At 60.5% G+C, this 25,691-nt stretch carries 24 protein-coding genes; 8 read left to right on the top strand and 16 right to left on the bottom strand.

The window, feature by feature from the left end:
• Positions 1-109 precede the first annotated feature (109 nt).
• The 4 genes from AAHM40_RS03645 to AAHM40_RS03630 form a co-directional block, all read right to left on the bottom strand.
• Positions 110-2,356 (bottom strand): ATP-binding protein, encoded by a 2,247-nt coding sequence (locus AAHM40_RS03645; protein ID WP_342243454.1) that lies wholly within the window; start codon positions 2,354-2,356, stop codon positions 110-112.
• Entirely contained in the window at positions 2,353-3,126 is a 774-nt protein-coding gene (locus tag AAHM40_RS03640) for a substrate-binding periplasmic protein (RefSeq protein WP_342243453.1), read from the bottom strand. Before AAHM40_RS03640 ends, AAHM40_RS03645 begins: the two co-directional genes overlap by 4 nt.
• 4 nt (positions 3,127-3,130) lie before the next feature.
• Positions 3,131-3,850: a response regulator gene (locus AAHM40_RS03635; protein ID WP_028626501.1), complete on the bottom strand. Its 720-nt coding sequence runs from the start codon at positions 3,848-3,850 to the stop codon at positions 3,131-3,133.
• Between the two features lie 78 nt (positions 3,851-3,928).
• Complete coding sequence (locus tag AAHM40_RS03630; protein WP_342243452.1) at positions 3,929-4,579, bottom strand: TetR family transcriptional regulator C-terminal domain-containing protein; 651 nt, start codon at positions 4,577-4,579, stop codon at positions 3,929-3,931.
• A 150-nt stretch (positions 4,580-4,729) separates the two neighbouring features.
• Here AAHM40_RS03630 and AAHM40_RS03625 point away from each other — a divergent pair, with 150 nt between their 5' ends.
• The 4 genes from AAHM40_RS03625 (at position 4,730) to AAHM40_RS03610 (ending at position 8,681) form a co-directional block, all read left to right on the top strand.
• Complete coding sequence (locus tag AAHM40_RS03625) at positions 4,730-5,824, top strand: polyamine ABC transporter substrate-binding protein (protein ID WP_342243451.1); 1,095 nt, start codon at positions 4,730-4,732, stop codon at positions 5,822-5,824.
• A gap of 31 nt (positions 5,825-5,855) precedes the next feature.
• Entirely contained in the window at positions 5,856-7,274 is a 1,419-nt protein-coding gene (locus tag AAHM40_RS03620) for an aminotransferase (protein ID WP_342243450.1), read from the top strand.
• 43 nt (positions 7,275-7,317) lie between these two features.
• On the top strand, positions 7,318-8,169 hold the full coding sequence (locus AAHM40_RS03615) for a helix-turn-helix transcriptional regulator (RefSeq protein ID WP_342243449.1): 852 nt from the start codon (positions 7,318-7,320) through the stop codon (positions 8,167-8,169).
• Between the two features lie 86 nt (positions 8,170-8,255).
• On the top strand, positions 8,256-8,681 hold the full coding sequence (locus AAHM40_RS03610; protein WP_120649894.1) for an organic hydroperoxide resistance protein: 426 nt from the start codon (positions 8,256-8,258) through the stop codon (positions 8,679-8,681).
• An 87-nt stretch (positions 8,682-8,768) separates the two neighbouring features.
• Here the strand turns inward: AAHM40_RS03610 and cheR are convergent, their stop codons facing one another.
• Both cheR and AAHM40_RS03600 read right to left on the bottom strand, forming a co-directional pair.
• Positions 8,769-9,596 (bottom strand): protein-glutamate O-methyltransferase CheR, encoded by an 828-nt coding sequence (gene cheR, locus AAHM40_RS03605; RefSeq protein ID WP_342243448.1) that lies wholly within the window; start codon positions 9,594-9,596, stop codon positions 8,769-8,771.
• A gap of 45 nt (positions 9,597-9,641) precedes the next feature.
• Entirely contained in the window at positions 9,642-10,574 is a 933-nt protein-coding gene (locus AAHM40_RS03600) for a chemotaxis protein CheV (RefSeq protein ID WP_342243447.1), read from the bottom strand.
• Between the two features lie 76 nt (positions 10,575-10,650).
• On the opposite strand from AAHM40_RS03600, the gene flgA reads away from it, so the two are divergent.
• The 4 genes from flgA (at position 10,651) to AAHM40_RS03580 (ending at position 13,235) form a co-directional block, all read left to right on the top strand.
• The gene (gene flgA / locus AAHM40_RS03595; RefSeq protein ID WP_342243446.1) at positions 10,651-11,412 is read left to right on the top strand and encodes a flagellar basal body P-ring formation chaperone FlgA; all 762 of its coding nucleotides are present in this window, start codon (positions 10,651-10,653) and stop codon (positions 11,410-11,412) included.
• 129 nt (positions 11,413-11,541) lie between these two features.
• The gene (gene flgM, locus AAHM40_RS03590; protein WP_342243445.1) at positions 11,542-11,880 is read left to right on the top strand and encodes a flagellar biosynthesis anti-sigma factor FlgM; all 339 of its coding nucleotides are present in this window, start codon (positions 11,542-11,544) and stop codon (positions 11,878-11,880) included.
• Positions 11,881-11,927: 47 nt separating this feature from the next.
• Complete coding sequence (locus AAHM40_RS03585) at positions 11,928-12,395, top strand: flagella synthesis protein FlgN (RefSeq protein ID WP_342243444.1); 468 nt, start codon at positions 11,928-11,930, stop codon at positions 12,393-12,395.
• 90 nt (positions 12,396-12,485) lie between these two features.
• The gene (locus AAHM40_RS03580) at positions 12,486-13,235 is read left to right on the top strand and encodes a flagellar brake protein (protein ID WP_342243443.1); all 750 of its coding nucleotides are present in this window, start codon (positions 12,486-12,488) and stop codon (positions 13,233-13,235) included.
• A gap of 69 nt (positions 13,236-13,304) precedes the next feature.
• Here the strand turns inward: AAHM40_RS03580 and AAHM40_RS03575 are convergent, their stop codons facing one another.
• From AAHM40_RS03575 to AAHM40_RS03530, 10 genes are all read right to left on the bottom strand, one after another.
• Entirely contained in the window at positions 13,305-13,925 is a 621-nt protein-coding gene (locus AAHM40_RS03575) for a TIGR04282 family arsenosugar biosynthesis glycosyltransferase (protein WP_342243442.1), read from the bottom strand.
• 99 nt (positions 13,926-14,024) lie between these two features.
• A complete protein-coding gene (locus AAHM40_RS03570) occupies positions 14,025-15,353 on the bottom strand; it encodes an MFS transporter (RefSeq protein ID WP_342243441.1) in 1,329 nt (442 codons plus the stop codon).
• 60 nt (positions 15,354-15,413) lie between these two features.
• Complete coding sequence (locus AAHM40_RS03565; protein ID WP_342243576.1) at positions 15,414-16,655, bottom strand: glutamine synthetase family protein; 1,242 nt, start codon at positions 16,653-16,655, stop codon at positions 15,414-15,416.
• Positions 16,656-17,164: 509 nt separating this feature from the next.
• Positions 17,165-19,171: a polysaccharide biosynthesis protein gene (locus AAHM40_RS03560; RefSeq protein WP_342243440.1), complete on the bottom strand. Its 2,007-nt coding sequence runs from the start codon at positions 19,169-19,171 to the stop codon at positions 17,165-17,167.
• Between the two features lie 217 nt (positions 19,172-19,388).
• Entirely contained in the window at positions 19,389-20,399 is a 1,011-nt protein-coding gene (locus AAHM40_RS03555) for an MraY family glycosyltransferase (protein WP_342243439.1), read from the bottom strand.
• Positions 20,396-21,358, bottom strand: a complete 963-nt coding sequence (locus tag AAHM40_RS03550) for a UDP-glucose 4-epimerase family protein (protein ID WP_342243438.1) — start codon at positions 21,356-21,358, stop codon at positions 20,396-20,398. Before AAHM40_RS03550 ends, AAHM40_RS03555 begins: the two co-directional genes overlap by 4 nt.
• Positions 21,359-21,377: 19 nt before the next feature.
• The gene (gene wecB / locus AAHM40_RS03545; RefSeq protein ID WP_342243437.1) at positions 21,378-22,505 is read right to left on the bottom strand and encodes a non-hydrolyzing UDP-N-acetylglucosamine 2-epimerase; all 1,128 of its coding nucleotides are present in this window, start codon (positions 22,503-22,505) and stop codon (positions 21,378-21,380) included.
• Positions 22,498-23,508 carry a polysaccharide biosynthesis protein gene (locus tag AAHM40_RS03540; RefSeq protein WP_342243436.1) on the bottom strand — a complete coding sequence of 337 codons (1,011 nt, stop codon included), beginning with the start codon at positions 23,506-23,508 and terminating at the stop codon, positions 22,498-22,500. The genes wecB and AAHM40_RS03540 overlap by 8 nt, the downstream gene beginning before the upstream one ends.
• 30 nt (positions 23,509-23,538) lie before the next feature.
• Entirely contained in the window at positions 23,539-24,396 is an 858-nt protein-coding gene (locus AAHM40_RS03535) for a dTDP-4-dehydrorhamnose reductase family protein (protein ID WP_342243435.1), read from the bottom strand.
• Between the two features lie 11 nt (positions 24,397-24,407).
• Positions 24,408-25,646, bottom strand: a complete 1,239-nt coding sequence (locus tag AAHM40_RS03530) for a glycosyltransferase family 4 protein (RefSeq protein WP_342243434.1) — start codon at positions 25,644-25,646, stop codon at positions 24,408-24,410.
• Positions 25,647-25,691: the final 45 nt, after the last annotated feature.

Genomic DNA, 25,691 nt, shown 5'->3' with positions numbered 1-25,691 from the left:
CACGGGGACCGCGTTGGACGCGGTTCGGACCGATTATTGGAACGACTTGTAAGACGCCGTTGAATACCGGGATCGAAGTTGTAAAAAGTCGTAAGGAATTTGTTCGATTTCAGCTGGCCGACCGCAACACCCCATCCAGGGCCAAAGCGGAGCGCGATAGCAGCGCTTCCAGGTTCGGCTTGAGTGCCGGCAAGGCCGTGCCGTCACCGGCCAGGGCGATCGCCTCCAAATGCCGCAAGCAGGCGGCCAGGGCGCGCAAACCCAGGGACTCGCTGCTGCCGGCCAAACGGTGGGCGAGGTGGCCGACTTCGGCGCAGTCCTGTGCAACCAGGGCGTCGAGCAGGCCGTCCCGGTGCTCCTCGAGCAGGCGTCGCAGCAATTCCAGTAGCCCCTGGAGCTTCTGCTCGCCGAGCAGGCTGCGATGGGTGTCGAGCAATCGCCGATCCAGCAGTTCGGCATCGACCTCCTCTGCCAGCGGCAGCGTCTGTCCGGCCAAAGCACGGCGCAAGTCGTCGAGTTTCAGCGGCTTCGCCAGGGCGCCCTGCATGCCGGCGTCCAGGCAGCTGCGCACCAGCGCAGGTTGCTGGCTGGCCGTGAACGCGAGGATGCGGGTATCACGGTTGCCCCCCTCCCCATCGCGTCGAATCAACCGACACAGCTCGGTGCCCGCCATGCCCGGCAAGTGCAGGTCCAGCAGAATCAGGTCGAAGCGCCGCTGCCGACAAAGCGTCAGGGCCGGCGCGGCATCTTCCGCCAGGGTGACCCGGTGACCGTCGCGCTCCAGCAATCCACTCACCACTTCGCGGTTGAGGGCCACGTCTTCCACCACCAGCACGTCCAACGCGTGACTCCGCGGTGCGACCGTCATTTCGATGGATTGTCCTCGCGCGGCCCGCAAGGTCAGCTCGAACCAGAAACAACTGCCCTCGCCTTCCTGACTGTCCACGCCGATTCGCCCGCCCATCAGTTCCACCAGCCGCTTGCTGATGGCCAGGCCCAGGCCAGTGCCGCCATAGCGCTGGGAGACGGCCTCGCTCGCCTGGGTGAAGCGCTCAAAGATTTTCGCCTGCATGTCCGGGGCAATGCCGATGCCGTCATCCGTGACGCTGATGCGCAGGCGCTGCGCGCCCTCGAGATTCTCGAGCCGCCGAACCTCCACGAGTACCTCTCCTTCCTCGGTGAACTTCACCGCGTTCGCCAACAGGTTACTCAGCACCTGACGCAAGAACTGCTCGGCGCCATGACACTCAGTCGCCACTTGCGCGTCGATACGCGAGCGCAGGATGGTGCCGTTGGCACTGGCCTTGGGTTCCAGCAGGGTCAGCACCTGGTCAAGCAGCGCCGCCAAGGAGAAGTCGACCAGCTCGGGGCGGCCTTCGCCCTCCTCCAGTCGCGCGAAATAAAGGACTTCGTTGAGTATTGCCAGCAGGCCTTCGGCGGCCTTGTGCAAAGCCTCCAGGCGCTTGCAGTCACGCTCGCCCAGGGCCGCACCGCGTAGCAGTTCTGCCATACCCAGGATGCCGCTGAGCGGCGTGCGGATTTCATGACTCATGGTGGCAAGGAAGCGAGACTTGGCGAGGTTGGCCGCCTCGGCTTCCTCCTTGGCTCGCTGGAGGCTGGCGGTGCGCCGCTCCACCAGGCCCTGCAGTGCGGCGCGATCATCCTCGCGACGCCGGATGTCATCGAGGATGGCGCGACGCATGTCATCCAGGGCCTGGGCGACCGTGTCAATTTCATCGGCGCCGCGTCCGGCCCGGCGATCCAGACGCAGCGCTTCGTACCAGTCACCAGCACCGATGCGTCGCGCGAAGTCAGCCATCACCCGCAAGTGGCGGGTGACGAGGCGGTGAAACAGAAATGACAGCGCCACCGCCAGGCCGCAGAGGAATGTCCCCATCCAGAGCAAGCTGGTCAGGCCGGTAGCATAGAGGCGCTGGTAGACGGCACCGAGGTCAATGGCGACTTCCAGTTCTCCGAGCTGGCGCCGCTCGCCACTGGGCGGTTGGTAGGACAGCGGAAAGCGCTCGCGGCGAAGCGGCCCGGCGAGTGCGCTGGCGCCCTCCTGCAAGTCGAAATCACTGCTGGTCAGGCGTACCTGGGCGATGTCGGGAAAGTCCGCCAGACCGCGCAGCTGCATTTTCAGTTGCTCCTGGTTGAGGTCCCAGAGGCTGCGTTCGAAACTCGCCAGATAGCCGACGCGGATCAGCTCCAGGCGTGCTTCGATATCACGCATCTCGCGGCGATATTCCAGGTGCAGTTGCACGGCACTGGCCACCAGCGTGAAACAAAGACTGAACAACAGGATGAACAGCAGGAGCCGGCGCAACAGGCCATTGGTGGGTTTCAGTCCGGTCATCGACGCGGCTCCGGCTGGGCGATCATGTCGCGGTAGGTGGCTTCGCTCTCCGCCAGCCAGCGCTCGATATCACCGCGGTCGGTCAGGCGTTGCAGCTCGCGGTCGATGTCCGGCATGCGCCCGGCCAGGGGCGAATGCCGCGATACGCCCAGGCGCAAATGGTCCACAGCCAAGGTCATGGGAAGAGCACGGATGTCGCCACCTCCCGGCAAATGTTCGATGTACAGCAGGCCCGTGCGCCGCTCATGGGGGATGAAGTCGATGCGGCCACGAATCAGCTTGCCGAAGTTCTGCTGGCTATCGGAAACCCATTCGATGTTGCCGACACGGGCCACGGTCTGGTCAAAGGCTTCGCCGTAGCTTTCACCAAAAAGCAGGCCGCCGCGATAACGGGCAAGGTCTTCCAGCGTGTCTACCTGAAGCGGGCGCCGAGTGTTGTAGAAGACTGCAACCTCCTCGCGCAGGACCGGCACGTTGGCGAATAGCAGGTCGCTATCACGCTGTGGCGTGCGGTAGGCCAGCACCACATCCACTCGCCCCTGGGCGGCGTCCAGCAGGCAGCGTTTCCAGTTGCCCAGTACAACCATCTCCACGTCCAGGCCGAGTTTGGTGAACACGGCCTTGACCACACTCGGTGCCAGGCCGCGTACCTGCTTACCGTCGCTCCAGGAGATAGGCGGGTAGACCGGATAATCGCAGTAACGTACCGCAGGCGCGGCCTGGGCGGCGCCACAGAGCAGCAGGAAGGCCAGCAGCCAGAAACGCAGCATGGGCTCAGGCAGCGCTGGCCGTGGCGGTGAACAGGTAGCCCGCGCCGTGGATGGTGATGATCAGTTGGGGTTCGGCCGGGTCGTCGCGCAACTTGCGGCGCAGGCGGCCAACCAGCACGTCGATGGAGCGGTCGTTGGGCAACCACTCGCGGTTGCGGATCTGGTCCATCAACTGGTCGCGGCTGAGGGTGTGCCCGGCGTTGCGCAGGAAGACGCTGAGTAGCTGGAACTCACCGTGGGTGAGCAGGGTTTCGCTGCCATCCTGGTCGATCAGGCGGCGCCGGTCGCTGTCCAGCCTCCAGTCGGAGAAGCGCTTCAACTGGCCATTGGCCGGCGCGGCGGGCTGCTGGGCATGGCGTACACGGCGCACCAGGTTCTTGGCGCGAGACACCAGTTCGCGGGGGTTCAGGGGTTTGACGACGTAATCGTCCGCGCCGCACTCCAGGCCGACGATTCGGTCGACTTCATCATTGCGACCAGTGATCAGGATGATGCCGACCTCGGAGCGCACCCGCAGTTCGCGGGTGAGGGTCAAGCCATCCTTTCCGGGCAGTCGGATGTCCAGCATCACCAGGTCAACCGGCGCTTCCGCCAGGCAGGCTTCCGCCTGTTCGGCCGTGCTGGCGCAACGTACCTGGTAGCCCTCCTGGGCCAGGTAGGACTGGAGCAGTTCACGAATCAGCGGATCGTCGTCGACGATCAGCACACTGGGAGCCATTGCAATTGTCCTCCGCCTCCGCGTTCAGGCGGGGCGTTCTTATTGTTGGAGGTGGCTGGAGGTTATCGCCAGTTGAACGACCGATCAACAGACCCCGACGGGCCGTAGAAACCGCTGTACGCCGCCGGCCTGGAGGCCATCCACCCAGGCCTCGCAGATCAGCACGCCCTGCTCCGGGGTGAAGGTTTGCGGATTCAGCCCGGACTCCAGCCAGAGGCCGTCGAGCAACGCACTCAGGCTGATGGCCGCCAATTCCGCATCGAATCCCTGCCAGCACTCCTCTATCGCCAGTTCGCTGAGCGACTTGGCGAGGATGGCGCGGTACTCGCCATAGGACTGGTCATGGGCTGAGTTGATGGCCTGGGCGGTTTTCACCGCGCCCCAGAACGCCAGCCAGGCCTCCAGCAGTTGCGGGTCCAGCAACTCCGCGGAAAAGGATGCCCGAAAGAACGCCGACAGCCGTGCTCGTGGACTGGGCTGGGCTCCGTCGATGGCATCACGGAGCAGCTTCATCACCCGCCCGGTCACGGCCAGGTAGGCCTCGGCGACCAGTTCGTCCTTACCGGCGTAATGGTGGTTGATCAATCCGACGGAAACCCCGGCCTCGGCGCAGATCTTGCGAATCGACGCGCCCTGGAAGCCATGTCGTTTCAGGCAGGTGAGGGTCGCTTCGATGAGGTGGGCCTTGCGCAACTCGGGGTCCAGACGGGAGTAGCGCACATCCTGGGTCGTCATGCCGAAAGCTCCTGTGGTGATGCGACGAATCTGAACGACTGTACAGGAGGAAGTGGATTGCACCTACCCGTTCGGGTTATGGCTGCATCCAGGCAACCGGCGGAGAGTAGCCCCAGGTGACCCGATAACGACAATACAGGCGGAACCGACATGCGCAAGACACTGGTTGCAGCACTTGGCACGACCCTCATCCTGTTGCCGGCCCTGAGCCCAGCGGACGATGGCAATACCCTGCGTCTATACAACTGGTCGGATTACATGGGCGAGCACACCCTCGCCGAGTTCGAGAAAGCCACCGGCATCAGGGTGGTCTACGACACCTTCGATTCCTACGAAACGGTCCAGGGCAAGCTGCTGCCGGGTCGCTCCGGCTACGACCTGGTGGTGCTCAACGCCGCCCTGGTGCCACCGCTGCTCAAGGCCGGTGTGTTCCAGCCGCTGGACAAGAGTCGCCTGCCCAGCTGGGGCAACCTGGACCGCCAGGTACTGGCCAGCCTCGAGCACTTCGACCCGGGCGTGACTTACTCGGCGCCCTACACCTGGGGCAGCAACGGCATCACCTACAACGTCGACATGATCAAGGCGCGCATGCCCGATGCGCCGATCGGATCCCTGGCGATGATCTTCGACCCCGAGGTGGTGTCGCGCTTCGCCGACTGCGGCGTGACCTTGATCGACTCCCCCACCGATGTACTGCCGCTAGCGCTGGCATATCTGGGCCGCGATCCGAACAGCGCGGAGCCCGAGGACCTCAAGGCCGCCCATGACCTGCTGATGAAGGTGCGTCCCTACATCCGCAAGTTCGACTCCATGAGCTACCTCAACGGCCTCGCAAACGGCGACCAGTGCATCGCCATGACCTGGTCCGGCGACTACGCCACCGCCCAGGCCCGAGCCACCGAAGCGGGCGCCAAGGTGAAGCTGGACTACTTCATCCCGAAGGAAGGCTCGCTGATCTGGTTCGATGACTTCTATATCCCCAAGGACGCGCCCCATGTGGAGAACGCCCACACATTCATCGAATACATGCTGCAGCCCAAGGTGATCGCCCAGGTCACCGACTACATCCGTTATGCCAACAGCAATGAGGCCGCCACTCCGCTGGTAGCCGCCGAGGTGCGCAACGACCCGGCGATCTACCCCGACGATGCGACCCGTGCACGGCTCTTCACCCAGAAACCGCAGCCGCCCAAGGCCATGCGCCTGATCACCCGCACCTGGAATGCGGTCAAGACCGGCAAGTGATTTGAACTGCCCTGTATCAGAGGTAAAGAACATGAATACCCCAAACGCCGACTTCTTCGCCCAGTTCGACAATGGGCGTCTGATCGCCGCCGACAAGGCGCACTACATGCACTGCTATCACGTCTTCGACGACCACCGGGAAAACGGCGCGCTGAACATTGCCGCTGGCGACGGCGCCTATATCTTCGACACGGCCGGCAATCGCTACCTGGACGCCGTGGGCGGCATGTGGTGCACCAACATCGGCCTGGGCCGCGAGGAAATGGCCGAGGCCATCGCCGACCAGGTACGCCGCCTGGCCTACTCAAATCCCTTCTGCGACATGGCCAACGTCACCGCCATCGAGCTTTGCGAAAAGCTCGCCGAACTGGCGCCCGGTGATCTCAACCACGTGTTCCTCACCACAGGCGGCTCCACTGCTGTGGATACCGCCTACCGCCTGGTGCAGTACTACCAGAATTGCCGTGGGTTGCCGGCCAAAAAGCACGTCATCACCCGTGTCAACGCTTACCACGGCTCCACCTACCTGACCATGTCCCTGGGCGGCAAGGCCGCGGACCGGCCGGCAGAGTTCGACTTCCTCAAGGATCGTATCCACCACATCTCCTGCCCCAACCCCTACCGCGCTCCAGCGGGCATGGACGAAGCGCAATTCCTGGATTTCCTGGTGAACGAGTTCGAGGACAAGATCCTCACCCTGGGCGCGGATCGGGTGGCGGCGTTCTTTGCCGAACCGATCATGGGTTCGGGCGGTGTGATCATTCCGCCGGCCGGCTACCACAAGCGCATGTGGGAGGTCTGCCAACGCCACGACGTGCTCTATGTCTCGGACGAGGTGGTGACCTCCTTTGGCCGACTCGGCGCCTTCTTCGCCTCGGAGGACGTCTTCGGCGTAGTACCGGACATCATCACCACGGCCAAGGGCCTGACCTCCGGCTACCTGCCGCTGGGTGCCTGCATCTTCTCCGACCGCATCTGGCAGGTGATCGGCGAGCCGGGCAAGGGCCGTTGCTTCAGCCATGGGTTCACCTACAGCGGGCACCCGGTGAGTTGCGTCAGCGCACTGAAGAACATCGAGATCATCCAGCGGGAAAACCTGCTGGCCCGGGTGAATGAAGTGGGCGCCTACCTGGAAGAGCGACTGCAAAGCCTGGCCGACCTGCCGCTGGTGGGCAGCGTGCGGTGCCAGAAACTGATGGCCTGCGTCGAGTTCGTCGCCGACAAGGCGAGCAAGACGCTGTTCCCCGATGAACTGAACATCGGCGAGCAGATCCATCTGAGGGCACAGAAGCGCGGCCTGCTGGTACGACCGATTGTGCATCTGAACGTGATGTCGCCGCCGCTGACCATCTCGCGCGCCCAGGTCGACGAAATCGTCGAGACGCTGCGCGAAGCCATCCTGGAAACCGCTGCCGACCTGCAGCGCAGCGGTGACTATGCCGGTCGATAATGGCGTTTTGCAGCAGCCGGATGCCGCCAGTAGACTGCCGGACATGACTGACAGCACTGCGCCCCAAACCCCGCCCCTCGCCACCCTGCATGCCTGGCATACAGGGTTGGCGCAGGCCATGCTCAATGTCGGCGAACCGACGTTCTGCGAACGACTGGCCGACGCGCTGGGCAGCCTGGTGCCCATCGAGTCGATACTGCTCGGGCTGGAATGCAAGGGCCTGCCACCTCGCCCGCTCTACCAGCGTGGCATCCCGACGGAGTACCGCGAAGCGCTGATCGAGCGCTACTACGCCCGTGGCTACATGCTCGACCCCTTCTGCCTGGCCCTTGAAAGCGGACTGGCGGAAGGCTTCTACCACCTCTCGGAAATCGCCCCGGACGACTTCTTCAACAGCGAGTACTACCGCACCTACTACCTCAAGTGCGGCTCGGTGGAAGACGCCCATTTCATCGTCGACCTCGGCGGCCAACGCAAGGTTTCGCTCTGCGTCTACCAGGGCCGCAGCGGTGCATGCTTCAGCAGCGCCGAACTTGACCTGCTGCGGGCCGCAGAACCCCTGGTACGCGAGCTGATCCGCCAGTTCGACGAACGCGGCGGCCTGGCACGCAGCCTGGATGGCCGAAGCCCAGAGCCGTTGCACAGCCCCATGCCCGCCGCGTTCAACCAGCAGATTCGTGCCGCATTCATGAACTTCGGCAGCGACCGCCTGACCGAGCGCGAACGGGAAATCGCCCACCTGCTACTGCGCGGCCACTCGGCCAAGTCCAGCGCCAAGGTGCTGGAGATATCCCCGGAAACGGTACGCATGCACCGCAAGAATCTCTATACCAAGCTGGAGATCGGCTCCCAGGCGGAGCTGTTCGCCCTGTTCATTGACTGGCTGACGAGTTGAAGGACTGCCTTCAGTCAGACGGATGTGATCAGGTCGAATCCTTTGACTAGGCTTGCTTGTCTCTGCCACCAATCCGGAGACCTCTCATGCCCATCGAGAAAGCCCTGTACACCGCCCACGCCGAAGCCTACGGCGGCCGTGAAGGCCGCGCCGTGTCCTCGGACGGCGTGCTGGATGTGAAACTGACCACGCCCAAGGAACTGGGCGGCCCAGGCGGTGACGGCACCAATCCCGAGCAATTGTTCGCCGCCGGCTATTCCGCATGCTTTCTCGGCGCCATCAAGTTCGTCGCCGGCAAGGAAAAAATCACCCTGAGCGAGGACACCTATATAGAAGGAGCGGTGGGAATCGGCACCTTGCCCACTGGCTTCGGCATCGAGGTCGAACTGAAAATCTCCCTGCCCGGGCTAGACAAGCAGGCGGCGAAAGAGCTGGTGGACAAGGCGCATATCGTTTGCCCGTACTCCAACGCAACGCGCGGAAATATCAACGTGACGCTGACCCTGGTGTAGGAGCGAGCTTGCTCGCGAATTACGGTTCGCCAGCAAGCTGGCTCCTACATCGGTGGCTGAAAAAGGGAGGCCATAGGCCTCCCTCGTTCATTTCACTTTGTAGATGATCCCCGGACTGCACTGGACCATCTGGTAGTGGTCAGGCAAACCGTTCAGCGCCTCGGAGGCGCCGAGGAACAGATAGCCGCCGGGCTTAAGGGTGGCATGGATGCGGGTGAGGATGTCCTTCTTAACGTCTGCGGAGAAGTAGATCAGCACGTTACGACAGAAGACGATGTCGAACTTGCCCAGCGCCGCATAGCTGTCCAGCAGGTTCAGCGGACGGAACTCCACACGGCTGCGAATGGCCGGCTTCACCACCCAGCGCCCCGGCCCCTTCGGGTCGAAGTAGCGGGTCAGGCGCTCCTGCGACAGGCCACGGCCCATGGCCAGGCTGTCATATTCCCCCGCCTTGCAGGCAGCCAGCATGGAGCTGGACAAGTCGGTGGCGACGATGCGCGCCCCCGCCTTGAGCTGGCCAAGGTTGATCTTCTCGAACTCGTCGATCGACATGGAAATGGAGAAAGGTTCCTGCCCAGATGAGCTGGCCGCCGACCAGATTCGCAGAGGCTGGTTCGGATTGGCTTTGATCAGCTCGGGCAACACCCGGCTTTTCAGCACCTCGAAGGGGTAGGTATCTCGAAACCACAGGGTTTCGTTGGTCGTCATGGCATCGATGACCTGTTCACGCAGGCCACCGCGGGAAAAACCCTGGATGCGCTGAGTTAGTTCACCCAGGGTCTTGATGCCATTCTGCTCCATCAGCTTGTTCAGCCGGCTGGAAACCAGATACTGCTTGTTGCTGCCCAGCAGAATGCCGCAGGTCTTTTCCAGGAACACCCGGAACTGCTCGAACTCCACATTACCTGAAGACACTAAGGGCGCCTCACGAATCTATTTCCATGTCAGGGGGCCGAGCCATCAGCACCCATCCGTTACCTTGATGCGTTCTACTACCCGTGCCGCGAGGTCGTCCGGCTTGAACTTGGCGAGAAAATCGTCCGCACCCACCTTCTTCACCATCGCCTGGTTGAACACACCGGAAAGCGAAGTATGCAGGAGGATATGCAGTTTCTGCATGCGTGGATCGTTGCGGATTTCGGCCGTCAGGGTGTAGCCGTCCATCTCCGGCATCTCGATGTCGGAAACGATCATCAGCAGTTCCTGATCCGGCGCCTTGCCCTCCTCCACCATTTCACGTAGGTAGTTGTAGGCCTGGCGACCGTCGTTCAAGGCCTTCACCTCGACGCCGACGGTTTCCAGGCAGCGGACCACCTGCTTGCGCGCAACGGAGGAGTCGTCGACGATCAGGACCCGCTTGCTGACAGCCTTGCTCTGGGTCTCGATGTCGATCACGCCTTCGGACACCACCTCGGAGGTGGGGGCAACTTCGGCGAGGATCTTCTCGACGTCGATGATTTCCACCAACTGCTTGTCGACCCGGGTAACCGCCGTCAGGTAGTGATCGCGCCCGGTTCCCTTGGGTGGCGGATGGATCTCCTCCCAGTTCATGTTGACGATGCGCTCCACCGAGCGCACCAGGAAACCCTGCACCTTGGTGTTGTATTCCGTGATGATGACGAAGCTGTTCTTCAAGTCATCCAGGCCTCTGCGCCCGGTTGCCATGGACAGGTCGAGAATCGGAATGGTACCCCCACGAATATTGGCGACCCCGCGTACCACCGGGCTGGACTTGGGCATCAGGGTAAGGCGGGGGCACTGCAGCACCTCCTTCACCTTGAACACGTTGATCCCGTAGAGCTGCGATCCGTCGAGACGGAACAGCAGCAGTTCCAGACGGTTCTGCCCAACCAGTTGGGTACGCTGGTTAACCGAATCCAAAACTCCGGCCATGACCAGACTCCTATTACAAGCCATTGAACGCCCGCTTCAGACTAGCAGGCGGCACGAGCCTTGCTTCTCAGTTTGCATGAACGCTATGACGACGCTTTTCCGACACCTGATGGCAAAACGCCGCAAATCGCTTGCGGCTGTTTTACCCGCTTTGTGCTGTCTCGGCTACAGTCCGGCGTCGAGTGCAACGGTGACGTCGCCTGAGGTGCTTATCGGCACGGCCGAGGGCTTTCTTGAGTATGCCGTCGAAGAATATCTGCAACGGAGCAATATCCAGGGTCGCAGCGAAATCCAGGTCAACCGCCTCGATCCGCGGCTGCGCCTCGCGGAGTGCGACAAGGATTTGACGAGCCAGCTGGAAAGCCCGGCGCAGCCGCTGGGGCGCGTCACCGTTCGAATCCGTTGTGACGGCAGTTCGCCCTGGACCGTGTTCGTACCGGCCCAGGTGAAGCTGTATCGCGACGTGGTGGTCGTCACCCGGCCGTTGCGCCGCGGGGCACCCATCGGGCCCCAGGATGTGACGGTGGCTGAGCGTGACGTGGGTACCCTGAGCCAGGGATTCCTGAGCGATCCGGAACAGATCGTCGGCCAGAAGACCACCCGCACCCTGCTCCCCGACCAGGTACTGGCACCGCTTCACCTGCAGCAGGCCGAGGTGGTGAGCAAGGGCGATCAGGTGGTGATCAGCGCCCAAAGTCCGGCAATAAGCGTCCGGATGCCCGGTGAGGCGCTGGCCAACGGTGCGCCGGGCGAGCAGATCCGGGTTCGCAACCTGAGTTCCGGCCGTGTGATCAGGGCGCGCGTCAAGCGCCCGGGCCAGGTCGAAGTGGACATGTAGGCGTGATTCCGCTGGCGCCAAAGTGGGCTGATTTCCTAAACTCAGCCAGCACTGAAGAATTTTCTAAAGTTATCCCGGACAGGGCCGATAAAACGGTAAGCGTCCAACTAGCGTCCGAGGTTCAGCATCATGGTTATCGACTTCAACCGGCTCAATAACGGCCCCACGCCCGCAAATACGGGGCGTACCGGCAGCACCCAGGCCGGCAAGAGCGAAACCGTCACCAGCGGCCAGACTGCATCGACCCAGAATACCGGCGAGCAGGCTCCAGCTACCAAGAGCGGCGAATCCGTGCAACTGAGCAGCGAAGCTCAGGTGTTGCAGAAAGCCGGAGAAAAACTGCGCGACCTGCCCGTGGTGGACAAGGAGCGTGTGGAAAAACTCAAGCAGGCCATTGCCGACGGCTCTTACCAGGTCGACAGCACGCGCGTGGCCAGCAAGCTGCTGAACTTCGAATCCCAGCGCTAGTCCACGGGCAGCGCTGGGGAACTTGGACGCTAGGCCCCAGAGCGCGTATGCACGACACCAACCTGCTTCAACTGTTCACCGACGATATCGGCCACGCCCAACGTTTGCTTGAGGTGATGGACGAAGAATTCCAGGCCATGGGCGAGCGCGATCTCGCCCGCCTCGAAAAGCTGCTTGCCGACAAGCAGCCGCTTCTCGCCCAGCTCGACCAGCATGGCCGCCAACGCAGCCAGCTGCTGGCCAGCCTTCAACTCAGCGCCGACCGCGCCGGACTGCAGAAACTCGCCGAGCGCTCTCCCCTGGGCGAGCACCTGCTCAACCGCAGTGACGAGCTGGGCGAGCTACTGGAGCGCTGCAAGGCATCCAACGAGCGCAACGGCCGCCTGATCCGCGCCAACCGGGCATCGGTCAGCAGCATGCTTGGCATCCTCCGCGGCGGCGAAACGCCTAGCCTCTATGACAGCCGAGGGGCTGCCGCTAGAATCGGCCAGCAGCGCCCGCTCAGTCAGGCCTGACAAGACACTACAAGAAAGGCGCAAAGACATAGAGGCACGATGCCACCCCTCTTTGCGTGACCTGCTTTTGCGTTTGGAGAGACCTGGACCGTGTCCAACCCATTCCACGAAGAGAACGGCCCACAGCCCCCAAAAGTGCTCAAAGCACCGGTAGAAATCCTGGCCAACCTTCGTCTGCTGCAGCAACACCACGATCCGCTGATCATCACCTTCCATGACCGTAACCAGCGTTTCCAGAGCTATCTGGTAGAAGTTGACCGCGACCGCGGCCTGATCGCCCTGGATGAACTGATCCCGAACGACGGCGAACGCTTCCTGAAGAACGGCGAGACCTTCCGGGTCGAAAGCTTCCATGAAGGCGTGCGAATCGCCTGGGAGACCCAGCAACCCGCCACCGTCGGCGAGTTCGAGGGTGACCGCTGCTACTGGTGCGCCCTGCCCGATGAAGTGACCTACCACCAGCGCCGCAACGCTTTCCGCGCGCCCCTCAAGCAGAGCCAGCTGGTTCCCGTTGAATTGGACGGCGACAAGATGTCGTCACCGGTCAAGGGTGTGATGCTGGATATCTCGGCCACTGGATGCAAGCTTCGCTTCGAAGGCGACCTGAATGGCCGCCTGCAACCCGGCCAGGTCTATGAGCGTTTCAGTGCGAAGATGCCGATCGGCCCGATCACCACCCCAGTCGAGCTGCGCCACCTGCATTTCGACGAGAAGCTCGGCATGAGTTTCGTTGGAATCCGATTCCACAAGATGAGTGGCCTGGTGCAACGCAATGTCGAGCGCTTCGTCTACCAGCTGCAGCGCGAAGCCCGGCGATTCGAGAAAGACGAACTCTTCTAGCGATCGATCAGGCATGTCCGACGGCCAGGTCTCTACCCCTGGCCCGCTTCAATCGCTTCCGCCCCCCGCTCAGGCAACCCCGAGCTTGAATCCCAGCCGCCCCAGGCGCGGCAAATGCTCAGGACCGTCCATTACCCAGAGCGAAGGCAACAGTCCGTGCCGCCAATCCAGCTCCTGCAGGCGCTCACAGGTCAAGGCCAGCACCTGGTCGCTGCCCCAAGGCATGGCTTCGAATAGTCGCGGATCGATGCGGCGAAGGCCGAGCAGCACATAGCGTCCGTCCTCGGTCGGACCTAGCACAGCATGATGTTGATCCAGTGCCTCGCAGGCAGCTGACAGGTAATCGGCATCCAGCATCGGGCAATGCTGGCCGATAAGCACCACGGCATCGTTCTCGGAGAGGCCCAGAGCAGCGATACGTCGCATTCGCTCCCCCAGATCGCCGACGGGCTGGCCCACCACCATCCAGTCATTGTCCTCGGCCAGGGCTTCCAGGGCCTCGTCCGGACCATCCTCGATCCAGAAGATCCGCTCGCTGAAGCCCATGGGCGGAAGATTGAGAACGCGCGCCACCAGTTGCCTGTGCAACCGGTTCACCCCCTCCTCCCCCAATTCCGGAACCAGTCGGGGATGGAGCTTGCCAGCCTGCGGGGCGCTGGCTAGCAGATGCAGGGAGATGCTCAACGTCATGACCAGATCCTCCTTGAAGTCCCGAGGCAGGCCTCGGGCTTGAAGCTCAGGTAGCCACACTGGTCAATAATTGGGCAAAAGCAATGTGGCGTTGGGCCACTATTTTTCGGGCTGAGGTTGCGCGGACGTGCCGCCGGTTGGCTCCGTTGGGGACTGGGGGATATCCCCATTCTGCATCTGGTCGTGTACAGCCCTCTCGTCGACCCGTGGGTCCAGGGCCGCCACCAAGGGCGAACTGATCATATTGTCCGGGGTCGGCACATGGTGCAGCGGCGCCTCGTCGACCCGGTGTAGTCCGGTAACGGCATCCGGTCGTACCCGCAACACCAGAACCGTGGCGCAGAAACAGACGAACGCATAGAGCATATTGGGCCCCAACTGCTTCATCAGCGCGCCGGTCAACAGCGGACCGATGCTCGCCCCCACACCGAAGGTGATCAACAACATCGCCGTCAGCGACACCCGCCGCTCGGCTTCTATATGGTCGTTGGAGAAGGCTACGGCGAGCGGGTAAAGGCTGAACTGCAGCAGGCAGACCAGGAAACCTACCGGGAACAGCACCTCGAGGGGCGCCGTCGGCATGATCGCCAGGGGCAAGGCAGACACTGCGAGCAACGCCGCCGTGCTGCGAATCAGCACCGCGCGATCATGACGGTCCGACAGCCAACCCAGCGGCCACTGTACGAGGAGCCCGGCCAGGATGCAGGTCCCCATGAACAGGCCGACCTGGTCGATAGGCAGGCCTTGGGCCGTGGCATAGAGCGGCGCCAGGCCGTAGAAGGAACCGATAACCAGACCGGAAACCAGCACGGTGGTCATGGACTGCGGCACGCGCTTGATGAAAAAGCGCGGCTCCAGCGGTGCCGGATGCAGAGGTGCCGGGTGCAGCTTCCGGGTCAACGCCACCGGCACCAGGCACAGAGCGAAACACATGGCCACCAGCATCAGCAATTCCGGCCCGAGGCCAGGGTGCAGGACCAGCACCAGTTGCCCCAATACCAGGCCGAGGTAGGACGCCACCATGTAGCCGGCAAAAACCTGGCCACGCTGGCTCGCATCGGCCTGCTCGGTGAGCCAGCTCTCGATCACCATGTACTGGCACATCATTCCCAGACCCACCAGCATCCGCATGAACAACCAGGCCGGCAGGAGGTCGATCAGACCGTGTCCGAGTACAGCCGCCGTCACCACCCCGGCACAGGCCACGTAGGCGCGGATATGCCCGACCCGCGCGATCAACCGATGTCCCAACTTGCCGCCGAGGATCAGGCCGAAATAGTTGGCCGCCATCAAGGCGCCGACCCAGAGCCCGTCCACCTTGTCCGCGGCCAAGCGCAGACCCAGGTAGGTACTGAGCAGGCCGGAGCCGATCAGCATGAGCAGGGTGGCGAAATACAGTGCGCGAAACGACTTCCAAATCCGATGCATCGGCGCTCCAGGCGGCTTCGTGTACAGGGAGGGCCGACCGATCGGACGGCCCTTGGGCGATCAGACCTGAGAAGCGAGGATGCGCCGTTCCCAGGGCGTGATCTCATCGAAGAAGCTGCTGAGCTCCATCGTCTTTGTAGCAATGTAGCCTTCGATGAACTCCTTGCCGAACAGTTCACGCGCCAGATCGCTGCGTTTCAGACGCTCGATCGCCGCATGCAGGGTACAGGGCAGCAACAACGCGTCCGGCGCCTCGAACTCACCCTGGATCGGCGCGCTCGGCTGCAGCTGCTGCTCCATCCCGTAGAGGCCGGCCGCCAGGCTGGCGGCGATGGCGAGATAGGGATTGGCGTCTGCGCCGGGCAAGCGGTTCTCCACCCTTCTGGCCACTGGCGCGCTGGCTGGAATACGCAGGCCCGCCGCCCGGTTGTCGTGGGACCAGCAGGCATTGTTGGGCGAAGCATAAGGGTGGCAAAGCCGCTGGTAGGAGTTCACGTTTGGCGCGAAGAGCGCGGTGAAATCCGCCATGGCCGCCTGCTGGCCGCCGATGAAGTGGGCAAAGGCCGCAGTGGGCTCGCCCTGAGTATCGCTGAAGATGTTCGCCTCGCCGTCGAGCGTCACCACGCTCTGGTGGATATGCATCGAACTGCCCGGAGTGTGCGCCAGTGGCTTGGCCATGCACACCACCTGGATGCCGTGCTTGAGCGCGACCTCCTTGAGCAGATGCTTGAACAGGAAGGTCTGGTCCGCGAGCAGCAGCGGGTCGTCATGGAGGAAGTTGATCTCGAACTGGCTGACGCCCATCTCGTGCATGAAGGTGTCACGGGGCATGCCGAAGGCCTCCATGCCGCGATAGACCTCCTCGAAGAACGGCCTCAAGCCATTGTTGGAGGACACACTGAAGGCCGAACAGCCGATCTCACGACGTCCGTCCAGCCCGAGTGGCGGCTGGAAAGCCTCCGTCGGATTCGGGCTGGGCGCGAAGACAAAGAACTCCAACTCGGTGGCGACCACGGGCTTCCAGCCGTGTTCGGCATAGCGCTCCACCACCTTGCGCAGCAGCCCCCGCGTGGACAACCCCGAAGGCCGGCCGTCCAGCTCCTGGGCATCGCAGATCGCCAAAGCGCGTGGCCGATCGGCCCAGGGCAGGCAATGGATCTGGCCAGGCTCCGCGACCAGGGCCAGGTCGCCGTCGTCGCTGCCATAGAAACGGGCCGGCGGGTAACCGCCCATGATGCATTGAAGAAGCACACCCCGCGCCAGCTGCAAACGGCGCCCGGAGAGGAAGCCCTCCCCCGTCATCACCTTGCCCCGCATCACCCCGTTCAGGTCGGGGGTGACGCACTCGATCTCTTCTACGCCGGCCAGTCGCTCGGCGAACGGGCTGCGGACTTTGGTAGTCATAGTTATTGTCCTTGTGCACTACAGCCGCTCTGGATGGCGGCTTGTACAAAATACGCACCGGCTGTTCGAAATATCAAGCGCTGCAAAAAGCCACCTGAAGCCGTAGGACTCTTCCAATTGTGGTCGAGGTAGGAATGGCAAATAGAAGGGAGAAATGTGTTCTACGGATAAGCAGATTTCTTGCCGTTTGTGCTCTTGGCACAACACTTCCAAGGTTTTGTACGAAAAGTCGTCGAGCGAAGGTCAGGCAAGGCGAAATCGGCCGAAGAAGCGCAGTTTACGTGCTGTAAATGAGCATTCTGAGACCGATTTCAAGGCAGCATCACCGAGCGCAGGCACTTTTCGTACAGAACCTAAAACTGCAGAACCTAACTTAGCCACTCCCCCCGATTCCAACTTACCAACGATCAGGGCTCAATCCGACGCTGCTGATGTATCCAGTCGACGATTTCCCCCTCCGGGGCATAACCGCTGACCGTCTCTCGCAGCAACTGACGCACTTTAGCGTAATCGTCCTGCTGAACGGCCTCGAGCAAGGCAGCCAACACTGTCTTGAGAGCATCCCAGGGTAGATGCTCCTCGTTGGCCCGCATGATCATTGGATGATCGGTAGGGCTGACGTTATCGCCGATCAGCAGCTCCTCATACAGCTTCTCGCCAGGGCGCAAGCCGCTGAACTCAATTGCGATATCCCCGTGAGGATTCTTTTCCGAGCGCACGCTGAGGCCGGAAAGATGAATCATCTTTTCCGCCAGTTCGAAAATCTTTACCGGCTCGGCCATATCCAACACGAACACATCCCCCCCCTGCCCCATCGAGCCGGCTTGAATCACCAGTTGAGCGGCCTCGGGAATGGTCATGAAGTAACGGGTGATATTGGGATGCGTAACCGTCACCGGCCCACCGCGACGAATTTGCGCATAGAACCGCGGGATCACTGACCCCGAGGAACCCAGCACATTTCCGAAGCGCACCATGGTGAAACGGGTCTTGTTGACCTGATGGACGGTATCCTTGTCTGAAAACAAGACTGGAGCCGATTCCCGGCTCAATGCCTGCAAAACCATTTCAGCCAGGCGCTTGGTGCTGCCCATCACGTTGGTCGGCCGCACCGCTTTGTCGGTGGAGATCAGCACGAAGTGCTCAACGCCGGCCCTCACCGCAGCCTGAGCGGTATACAGAGAGCCCATGACGTTGTTCAGCACCCCCTCGGCGATGTTGTGCTCCACCATTGGCACATGCTTGTATGCAGCGGCATGGTAGACGGTGTCCACCTTCCAAGTCCGCATAATGTCCAGCAACCGTTCTGGATTGCGGATGGAGCCCAGAATTGGCACCAGCCGGAGCGGCAAGGACTCACGCTCGATCCGTTGTTCAAGCTCGGCATGAATGCTGTACAGGTTGAACTCGCTGTGCTCGAACAGCAGCAGCGTTTTGGGCTCACTCGCCATAATCTGGCGGCACAACTCAGAACCGATCGAGCCTCCAGCGCCGGTCACCATTACGGTCTGACCACGAATGCAACGCTCGAACAACTCCTGTTGCGGCGGAACCGCGTCACGCCCGAGCAAGTCAGTGATATCCACTTCCTGGATGTCATCGACCTTCACCCGCCCGCTGGCCAGATCCATAAAGCCCGGCACACTGCGTACATGCAGTGGGAACTGTTCAAGGAGCCCTAGCACCTCGCGCCGACGCCCGCGGGAGGCCGAGGGGATTGCCAGCAATATCTCTTGCGCCCCCGTTTCCTCGATCATCTGTTGGATCTGCTTGGGCTTGAACACCCGCAGGCCAGCAATTACTTGATCGGCAATGCCGCTGTCATCGTCTATGAAAGCCACTGGACGCATCGCACGCCCCATACGCAAGGCCCCGACCAACTGATTACCGGCAGCCCCGGCACCATAGATCGCCACCTTAGGCAAACCGTCATCACGACTCATAAAGGGCATCGGTTGGCTGGCTGAAAACCAATCGCCCATAAAGTATTGGCGCATTCCCAGACGTAACCCGCCAAGCATCACCAAACTCAACCACCAGTAGTTGAACACCAGTGAGCGCGGCACAGCTATTGGTGCATCGCGGTACCAATACACGGCCAGGGCGAGGAGCAAGGCAGACAGCGTGACAGCCTTGGCAATGGCGAGCAGCGCATCATTACCGAAGTAGCGCATCACCGCCCGGTACATACCGAACCTCACGAACAGCGGGATAGCGATCAGCGGGGCGGCCACGAACAGCCATAGGTGCCCTCCCCAGGGCTGAATCAGATTGTCGGTGCCGAGGCGCACGACAAACGCCAGCCACAACGCAGCCCACACCAGCACCACATCCGCAGTCACCTGCAACAAGCGCTTGTAGCGACGCGGTAGCCGCAACAGCCCTCCGCGCAACTTATCAGCAGTCCTTAACACTAGAGCGTCCTCGAAATCTTTAACAATCCAATAAGTGGAACAGCCGCAAGGCAATTAACTTTCAGCGCCAGACACCCAGCCACCCATACTCGGAATCAGCACAGGGTGATACCCCCGCAAGGACTCCATCCTACCCACAGTTGGCATTCGTAACACCTGGCAACGAACTCAACCGCCCCCCTCTCGTCTGGAGAGAAGCCCCAGGCAAGGGGCGACTCTACTCCCGCTCCCCAGCCTTGAACCTGACCGCCAACCACACCAATGGTAGGTACGCCACCAACAATCCCAGGGCGCCATCGACTCCACCTAACCCGACCCAAAGCGCAATCGGCAGCAGCCAGAAAAGGTTCAGCATTGCCACGGCCAGCGTCACCGGCAAGTGTTTACCAAATTCTCGCGACGCGTACTGGTAAGCATGGCTGCGATGCGCCTCGTACACCTTGTCGCCCCGCAGCAGCCTGCGAAACAGAGTCCAGGTGGCATCAACAATGAACACGCCCAGTAGAATCAACCAACTCCACAGCAACTGTGGCGCCACCCAGGCCGCTTGCAGCGAGAGCACGCCCAGCGCAATTCCGAGGAAGCCACTACCGGCATCCCCCATGAAGATGCGCGCTGGCGGGAAATTCCAGAACAGGAAGCCCGCCACCGCTACCGCCAGCGACAAGGGCGCTAGTGCCGCGGCCCCCTCGCCTAGCAACAGATAGAGCAACGCGCCGCCCGAGCACACACAGATCGCCTCCACACTGGCAATACCGTCAATGCCATCCATAAAGTTATACAGATTGAGCAGCCAGACCAGGTAAAACGCCGCCAGCGCATAACCCAGCCACCCCAACTCCAGGTCTAAGCCGAAGATCACCAGCGGCGGCAAACCGCCCAACCAACCCAATGCCCAACCAGCGCCGATGAAATGCGCCAACAGACGCCAGCGCGCGGCGATATGCCCATGGTCATCGAGAAATCCCACCAGGGCGATCCAGCCACCCGCCCCCAGCAACGCCCACATCACCGGCCACGCCAACGCGCTGCCTGACGCCAACAGCGGCAGCGCCACCAGGAAGCTAAGCACAATGGCCACCCCGCCCCCACGCGGCGTGGGCACCGAGTGCGAACTGCGCCCATTGGGAATATCCATCAAGCTGCGCGCCAAGGCATATCTGCGCAAGACACCCGTCAGGAAAAGAGAAACGCCGGCCATAGCCGGTAGCAGCCACCAGATGCTCATTGAGTTTGATGTTCCAGAAAGTTCTCGGCCGTTTTGCGCAGGGCTACATCTACACTGGACGGCGGCGTCCAACCCAATAACTCGCGTGTCTTGCTGATGTCGACCTGTAGCGAGCCGCACAACCGCTGAGAAAGAGCCCTCTTCCCCAGAATCGCCGCCCCAGCCTCCAGCATCCAACTCGGCACCGGCAACAAACGGGCCGGCTTGCCCAGAACGGCGCCCATTCTGCGCAACAGTTCAGTCGTCGAAAGGTCCTCACCATCGCTCACCAGAAAGGTCTGGTTCGCTGCGGCAGGGTGATCGATACAGGTCACGATCAGATCGACCAGATTGTCCAAGGCCACCAGGCTGCGCCGGTTATGAATCGCCCCGAAAGGCAAAGGCACACCCTTGTACAACCAGCGCATCATGCTCAAGAAATTGGCTTTCACACCCGGCCCGTACACCAACGTCGGGCGAATAATCACGACCTCCATCCCGGTTTCAGCTGCAATCGCACGTAAACCCTGTTCGGCCTCCATCTTGGAAATGCCGTAAGGGTCCGCTGGTGCTGCTGGAGCATCGGCAACGTAAGGTCTGCCAACTGGCGTACCCTCGCCATTGACCTTGATCGAGCTGATAAAGATAAAGCGGCGTACCCCCGCCTCCGCCGCCTGGCGGGCAAGGTTCAATGTGCCCTCGACGTTGACCTTGCGGAACTCCGCGAGTGGGTCGGACGACTCATCGTGCATGACATGAACGCGAGCGGCGCTATGGATAACAGCATCTATCCCCTCCAGCGCTGTTCGCCACTCGGTGTCGGGCTCGAGCCCCGGAACCTGCAGGCACGTAACGGATTCGGGGAGCCCTGATACGGGCCTACGCAGTGCAGCGACCAACTCCAGGTTAACCAGAACCGACATCCTTTCCAGCAGTCCCCGGCCAACGAAACCGGTAGCGCCAGTCAACAAAACACGCATTGATATGCCTCGGGAATACTCAGGCTTTCGACCAGACGGTACGGTTGATGTAGTCGGTGTAACTGAGCACCACCCTGACCACCTGCTTGGATACCGGGCCGGCCTGGTAGTCCTTCACCACAGGGATCACGCGCCGGGCACGATCATGCTGGCTGGTCACCACACGCACCGCATCCAGCACACGCTCCGTCTTCAAACCACTCATGATCAGCGTACCCTCATCCATGCCCTCCGGCCGCTCATGGGCATTGCGGATGGTGATCGCCGGCAGGTTCAGCAACGAAGCCTCTTCGGTAATGGTGCCGCTGTCGGATAGCACACAGAACGCCGACATCTGCAGCTTGATGTAGTCCAGCAAACCGAACGGTTTGACGAAGCGAATCAACGGGTGATCCAACGAATCGCCCAGTGCCTCCAGGCGTTTCCGGGTACGGGGGTGTGTGGAGACGATGATCGGGTACCGGTACGTCTCGGCCAGCGCCCGCAGGGTGTCCAGCAGATCGCGCAAATTCTCGGGCGTATCGACGTTCTCTTCCCGATGGGTACTGACGATGAAGAACTTACCCTCCTCCAGCCCTTCGCGCTGAAGCACATCAGAGGCCTGGATACGCGGCATGTAGTAATCCAGCACTTCCTCCATGTGCGAACCGGTCTTGATGATGGTTTCCGGGCGAATCCCCTCGGCGATCAGGTAACGGCGCGCATGTTCGGTCAACACCATATTGATATCGCTCAGATGGTCGAGAACCTTACGATTCAACTCCTCCGGCACACGCTGATCGAAACAACGATTCCCCGCCTCCATGTGGAAGACGGGGATTTTCCGGCGCTTGGCCGCAATGACCGCCAAGCAGGTGTTGGTGTCGCCATACAGCAAGAGCGCATCGGGCTTTTCCAGCTCGAACACTTCATCGGCCTTAGCGATCACTTCCGCGATGGTCTTCGCCGCCGTATCGCCGGCAGCCCCCAGGAAATGATCCGGCTTGCGAATCTCCAGATCATCGAAAAACACCTGGTTCAATTCGAAGTCGTAGTTCTGCCCCGAATGCACAAGCACATGCTGAACCTGCCTATCCAGCTCCGCGATCACGCGGCTCATCTTGATCAGCTCCGGGCGGGTGCCAACCAGCGTCATCACCTTAAGCATTGAGCTGCTCCTGAATGTAGTCCAGCTTGAGCAGTACATCCTTGATGCCTTGAATGCTCAGGCGCTCGGTATTGTGTGAGGTGTAGTCGTCAAGTTCGGAAATATGCTGCTCGCCCTCGACGAAAAACTTCTTGTAGTTGAGGTCGCGGTTATCCGCCGGAATTCGGTAATAACGGTCCATGTCTTCAGCCTTGGCCATTTCCTCACGGGAAATCAGCGACTCATAGAGCTTCTCGCCATGCCGAGTACCGATGACCTTGACCGGGTTGTTGCGGGAAAACAGCTCTTTGAGCGCCTGAGCAAGGTCCGCCACCGTCGAGGCGGGGGCCTTCTGCACAAAGATGTCGCCCTGTTCGGCATGCTCGAAGGCATGCAGGACCAGATCTACGGAGTCTTCCAGCGACATCAAAAAGCGGGTCATGTTCGGATCGGTGACCGTCAGCGGCTCGCCGCTCTTGAGCTGGCTGATGAACAGCGGGATCACCGAGCCACGCGAAGCCATCACGTTACCGTAGCGGGTCGCACAGATAACCGGACCGGACTCTGGAATCATCCGCGACTTGGCGACCATGAGCTTTTCCGCCATGGCCTTGGAAATGCCCATGGCATTGATCGGATACACCGCCTTATCCGTGCTGAGCACCACCACGCGCTTGACGCCGGTGGCAATCGCCGCATTCAGCACATTCTCCGTGCCGATGACATTGGTACGGACCGCTTCCATAGGGTAGAACTCGCAGGAAGGCACCTGCTTCAGAGCCGCTGCATGGAAGATATAGTCGACACCGACCATGGCCTGGGAGACGCTGTCGTAATTGCGCACATCGCCGATATAGAACTTGACCTTGTCATTGGCCAGGGCAATGCGCATATCTTCCTGCTTCTTCTCGTCCCGGCTGAACACCCGGATTTCCTTGACATTGGTATCGAGGAAGCGCTTCAACACGGTATTACCGAAGGAACCTGTACCGCCGGTAATCATCAAGACTTTGTCATCGAACATAAACAGTCACCACACTTGAAAATATAAAAATTAACGCTGGTCACGCATCATTTTGACCAGCTCTGGCCAGACCGGAGGTAGGTAACCAGTGGCCTGACGGAAGCGGGAAGAATCCAACGAGCGGTCGATACAGACTTGCTCGTCTGGAGTAATCTCAATCCTGTGCCCGTAGACCTCAGCCACCAGCCTGAGTAGCGACAGCTTGTCGATCGGCTCGACCGATACATGATAAAGGCCATGCAGTTCGGGAGTCGGGATCACATAGTCCTTCATCACCCGAGCCAGTTCGACAGTGGGCAAGCCGGAGAATATGGCTTTTACATAGCCCTTGACCGGACCACTTTGTGAAAGAAACCAGTCGATCAACGAGAAGTTGGTACCTAGCTCATGCCCGATGATGGAAGTACGCAGCGTAATCGCGTGCGGCATCTCATGCAGTTCGCCAATAAACTTCGACTTGCCATAGAGATCTTCCGCATCCGACAGATCAGCCTCGGTATACATCCCCTTACGGCCAGAGAACACACAATCCGTGCTCACATGGATCAGCCGAGCGCCCGCCAACCCACAGAGTTTTGCCAACCGATGTGGCAGCATGGCGTTAATCGGCAAGGCCGACAGCGGATCTTTGGCGTCGGCCAACTGCTTGATCAATCCGACGCAGTTGATGACGACATCGGGACGGGTACGCTCCAGCACATTAACCAACGCATCTTGGTCGAGCACGTCAACGTTGCTAATTAACTGGGCATGAAAATGCTTAGGAAAATGGCGCCGTCCTCCGGCATTGCGCAATGTGCCCCATACTTGGTAGCGCTGGTCGTGGGAAAGCTGCCTGAAAACGGCACTACCCAACATACCGGTCACGCCTAATACCAGAACATTCATTTCGACCTTCCTCAACCTTCGCTAATTCTATTCTCGAGGATTTCCACTAAACGCTGGCTCTGGCGCGCCATCTCAAAATTCGCCAGAAAATACTCACGACCAGACTTCCCGAATTTTTCGCGCTCTGCCGCCGGCATATGGAAGAGTTGCTCAATGCAGCGAGCCAGGCCAGTGGAGTCTTCTGCGGGGCAGGACAGACCAGCGCCCGCTTCCTCGATGACACGAGCACCTTCGCCATCAAGCGCAGCGATCACAGGACGGCCAGCGGCGAGATAAGCCTGTATCTTGCTCGGAATCGTATAGGCGAAGATTTCCTCCCGCTTAAGCGTTACTAGCAAGCCATCGGCACGACTGAAAAACTGTGGCATTTCGGAGGGAGGAAAACGTCCCGCAAGGATCAAGTTATCCAAGCCCTTCAACATCTTTTGCGTCTGTATCCACTCAAGCATACTGCCACTACCCACCAGCACCAGCTTAAAATTAGGTAGGTGCTGCAATTTTTCCGCCGCGAGCACTAGAGTCTCGACAGACTGCGCCGTACCAAGGTTGCCAGCGAACACCAGGCAAAATTCTCGTTCCAACTGCTCCAGCAACTCGGTAGGGACTTGGGTACAGGCTGCTGGTTGCAGCGCAGAGTCCTGATGAGAATTTGGGTAGTAAACAATCTTCTCTGGCCGTGCATATCGCGCGACCGGAGCTATGAACGCCTTCGACTGCACAAGCAAAGTATCTGTACAGGCATAAATCCCGCGCACCAACCAACCAACCATACGCAACGCTAAGCGGTTACGAATAAACCCGGTAGCGCTCAGGCTTTCAGGCCAAAGATCTTGCACCCAAACAGCAAGATGGGCTCTAAATCGAAACTTTAAATAAATAGCCGGAATAACAGAAGTAATCGGCGACGGTGCAAAAACAAAAAACACATCGATTTTATCTTTCCTACTTCTGAGCGCACGAGGAAATAAAAAGAGCCCATTAAAGATAAAAGATAAATAATTTAATACTAAACCCTTGACCCCCCCTTTCCCTCTAGGACGCAGCGGTACACGATGCACTGAGACACCGGGCACAAAGCACTCATCAACACAACCAGCAATCTTGTACCCTGGGAAGATCTCTCCATCCGGATAATTTGGCTTGCCCGTTAGCACCTGAACATGATGCCCTTGGGCAGCAAGCACTCCAACCAAGTCGTTTATAATAAATGACTCTGGCCAAAAATATTGAGAGACCAAGACAATTTTCAATTAAAAATCCAATTCAAAATAAGCTACATACAAATAAATATGCAA

The sequence above is a fragment of the Pseudomonas sp. OTU5201 genome (assembly GCF_038440135.1).
Lineage (GTDB): Bacteria > Pseudomonadota > Gammaproteobacteria > Pseudomonadales > Pseudomonadaceae > Metapseudomonas > Metapseudomonas resinovorans.
This window is presented reverse-complemented; position numbering and strand designations above follow the sequence as displayed.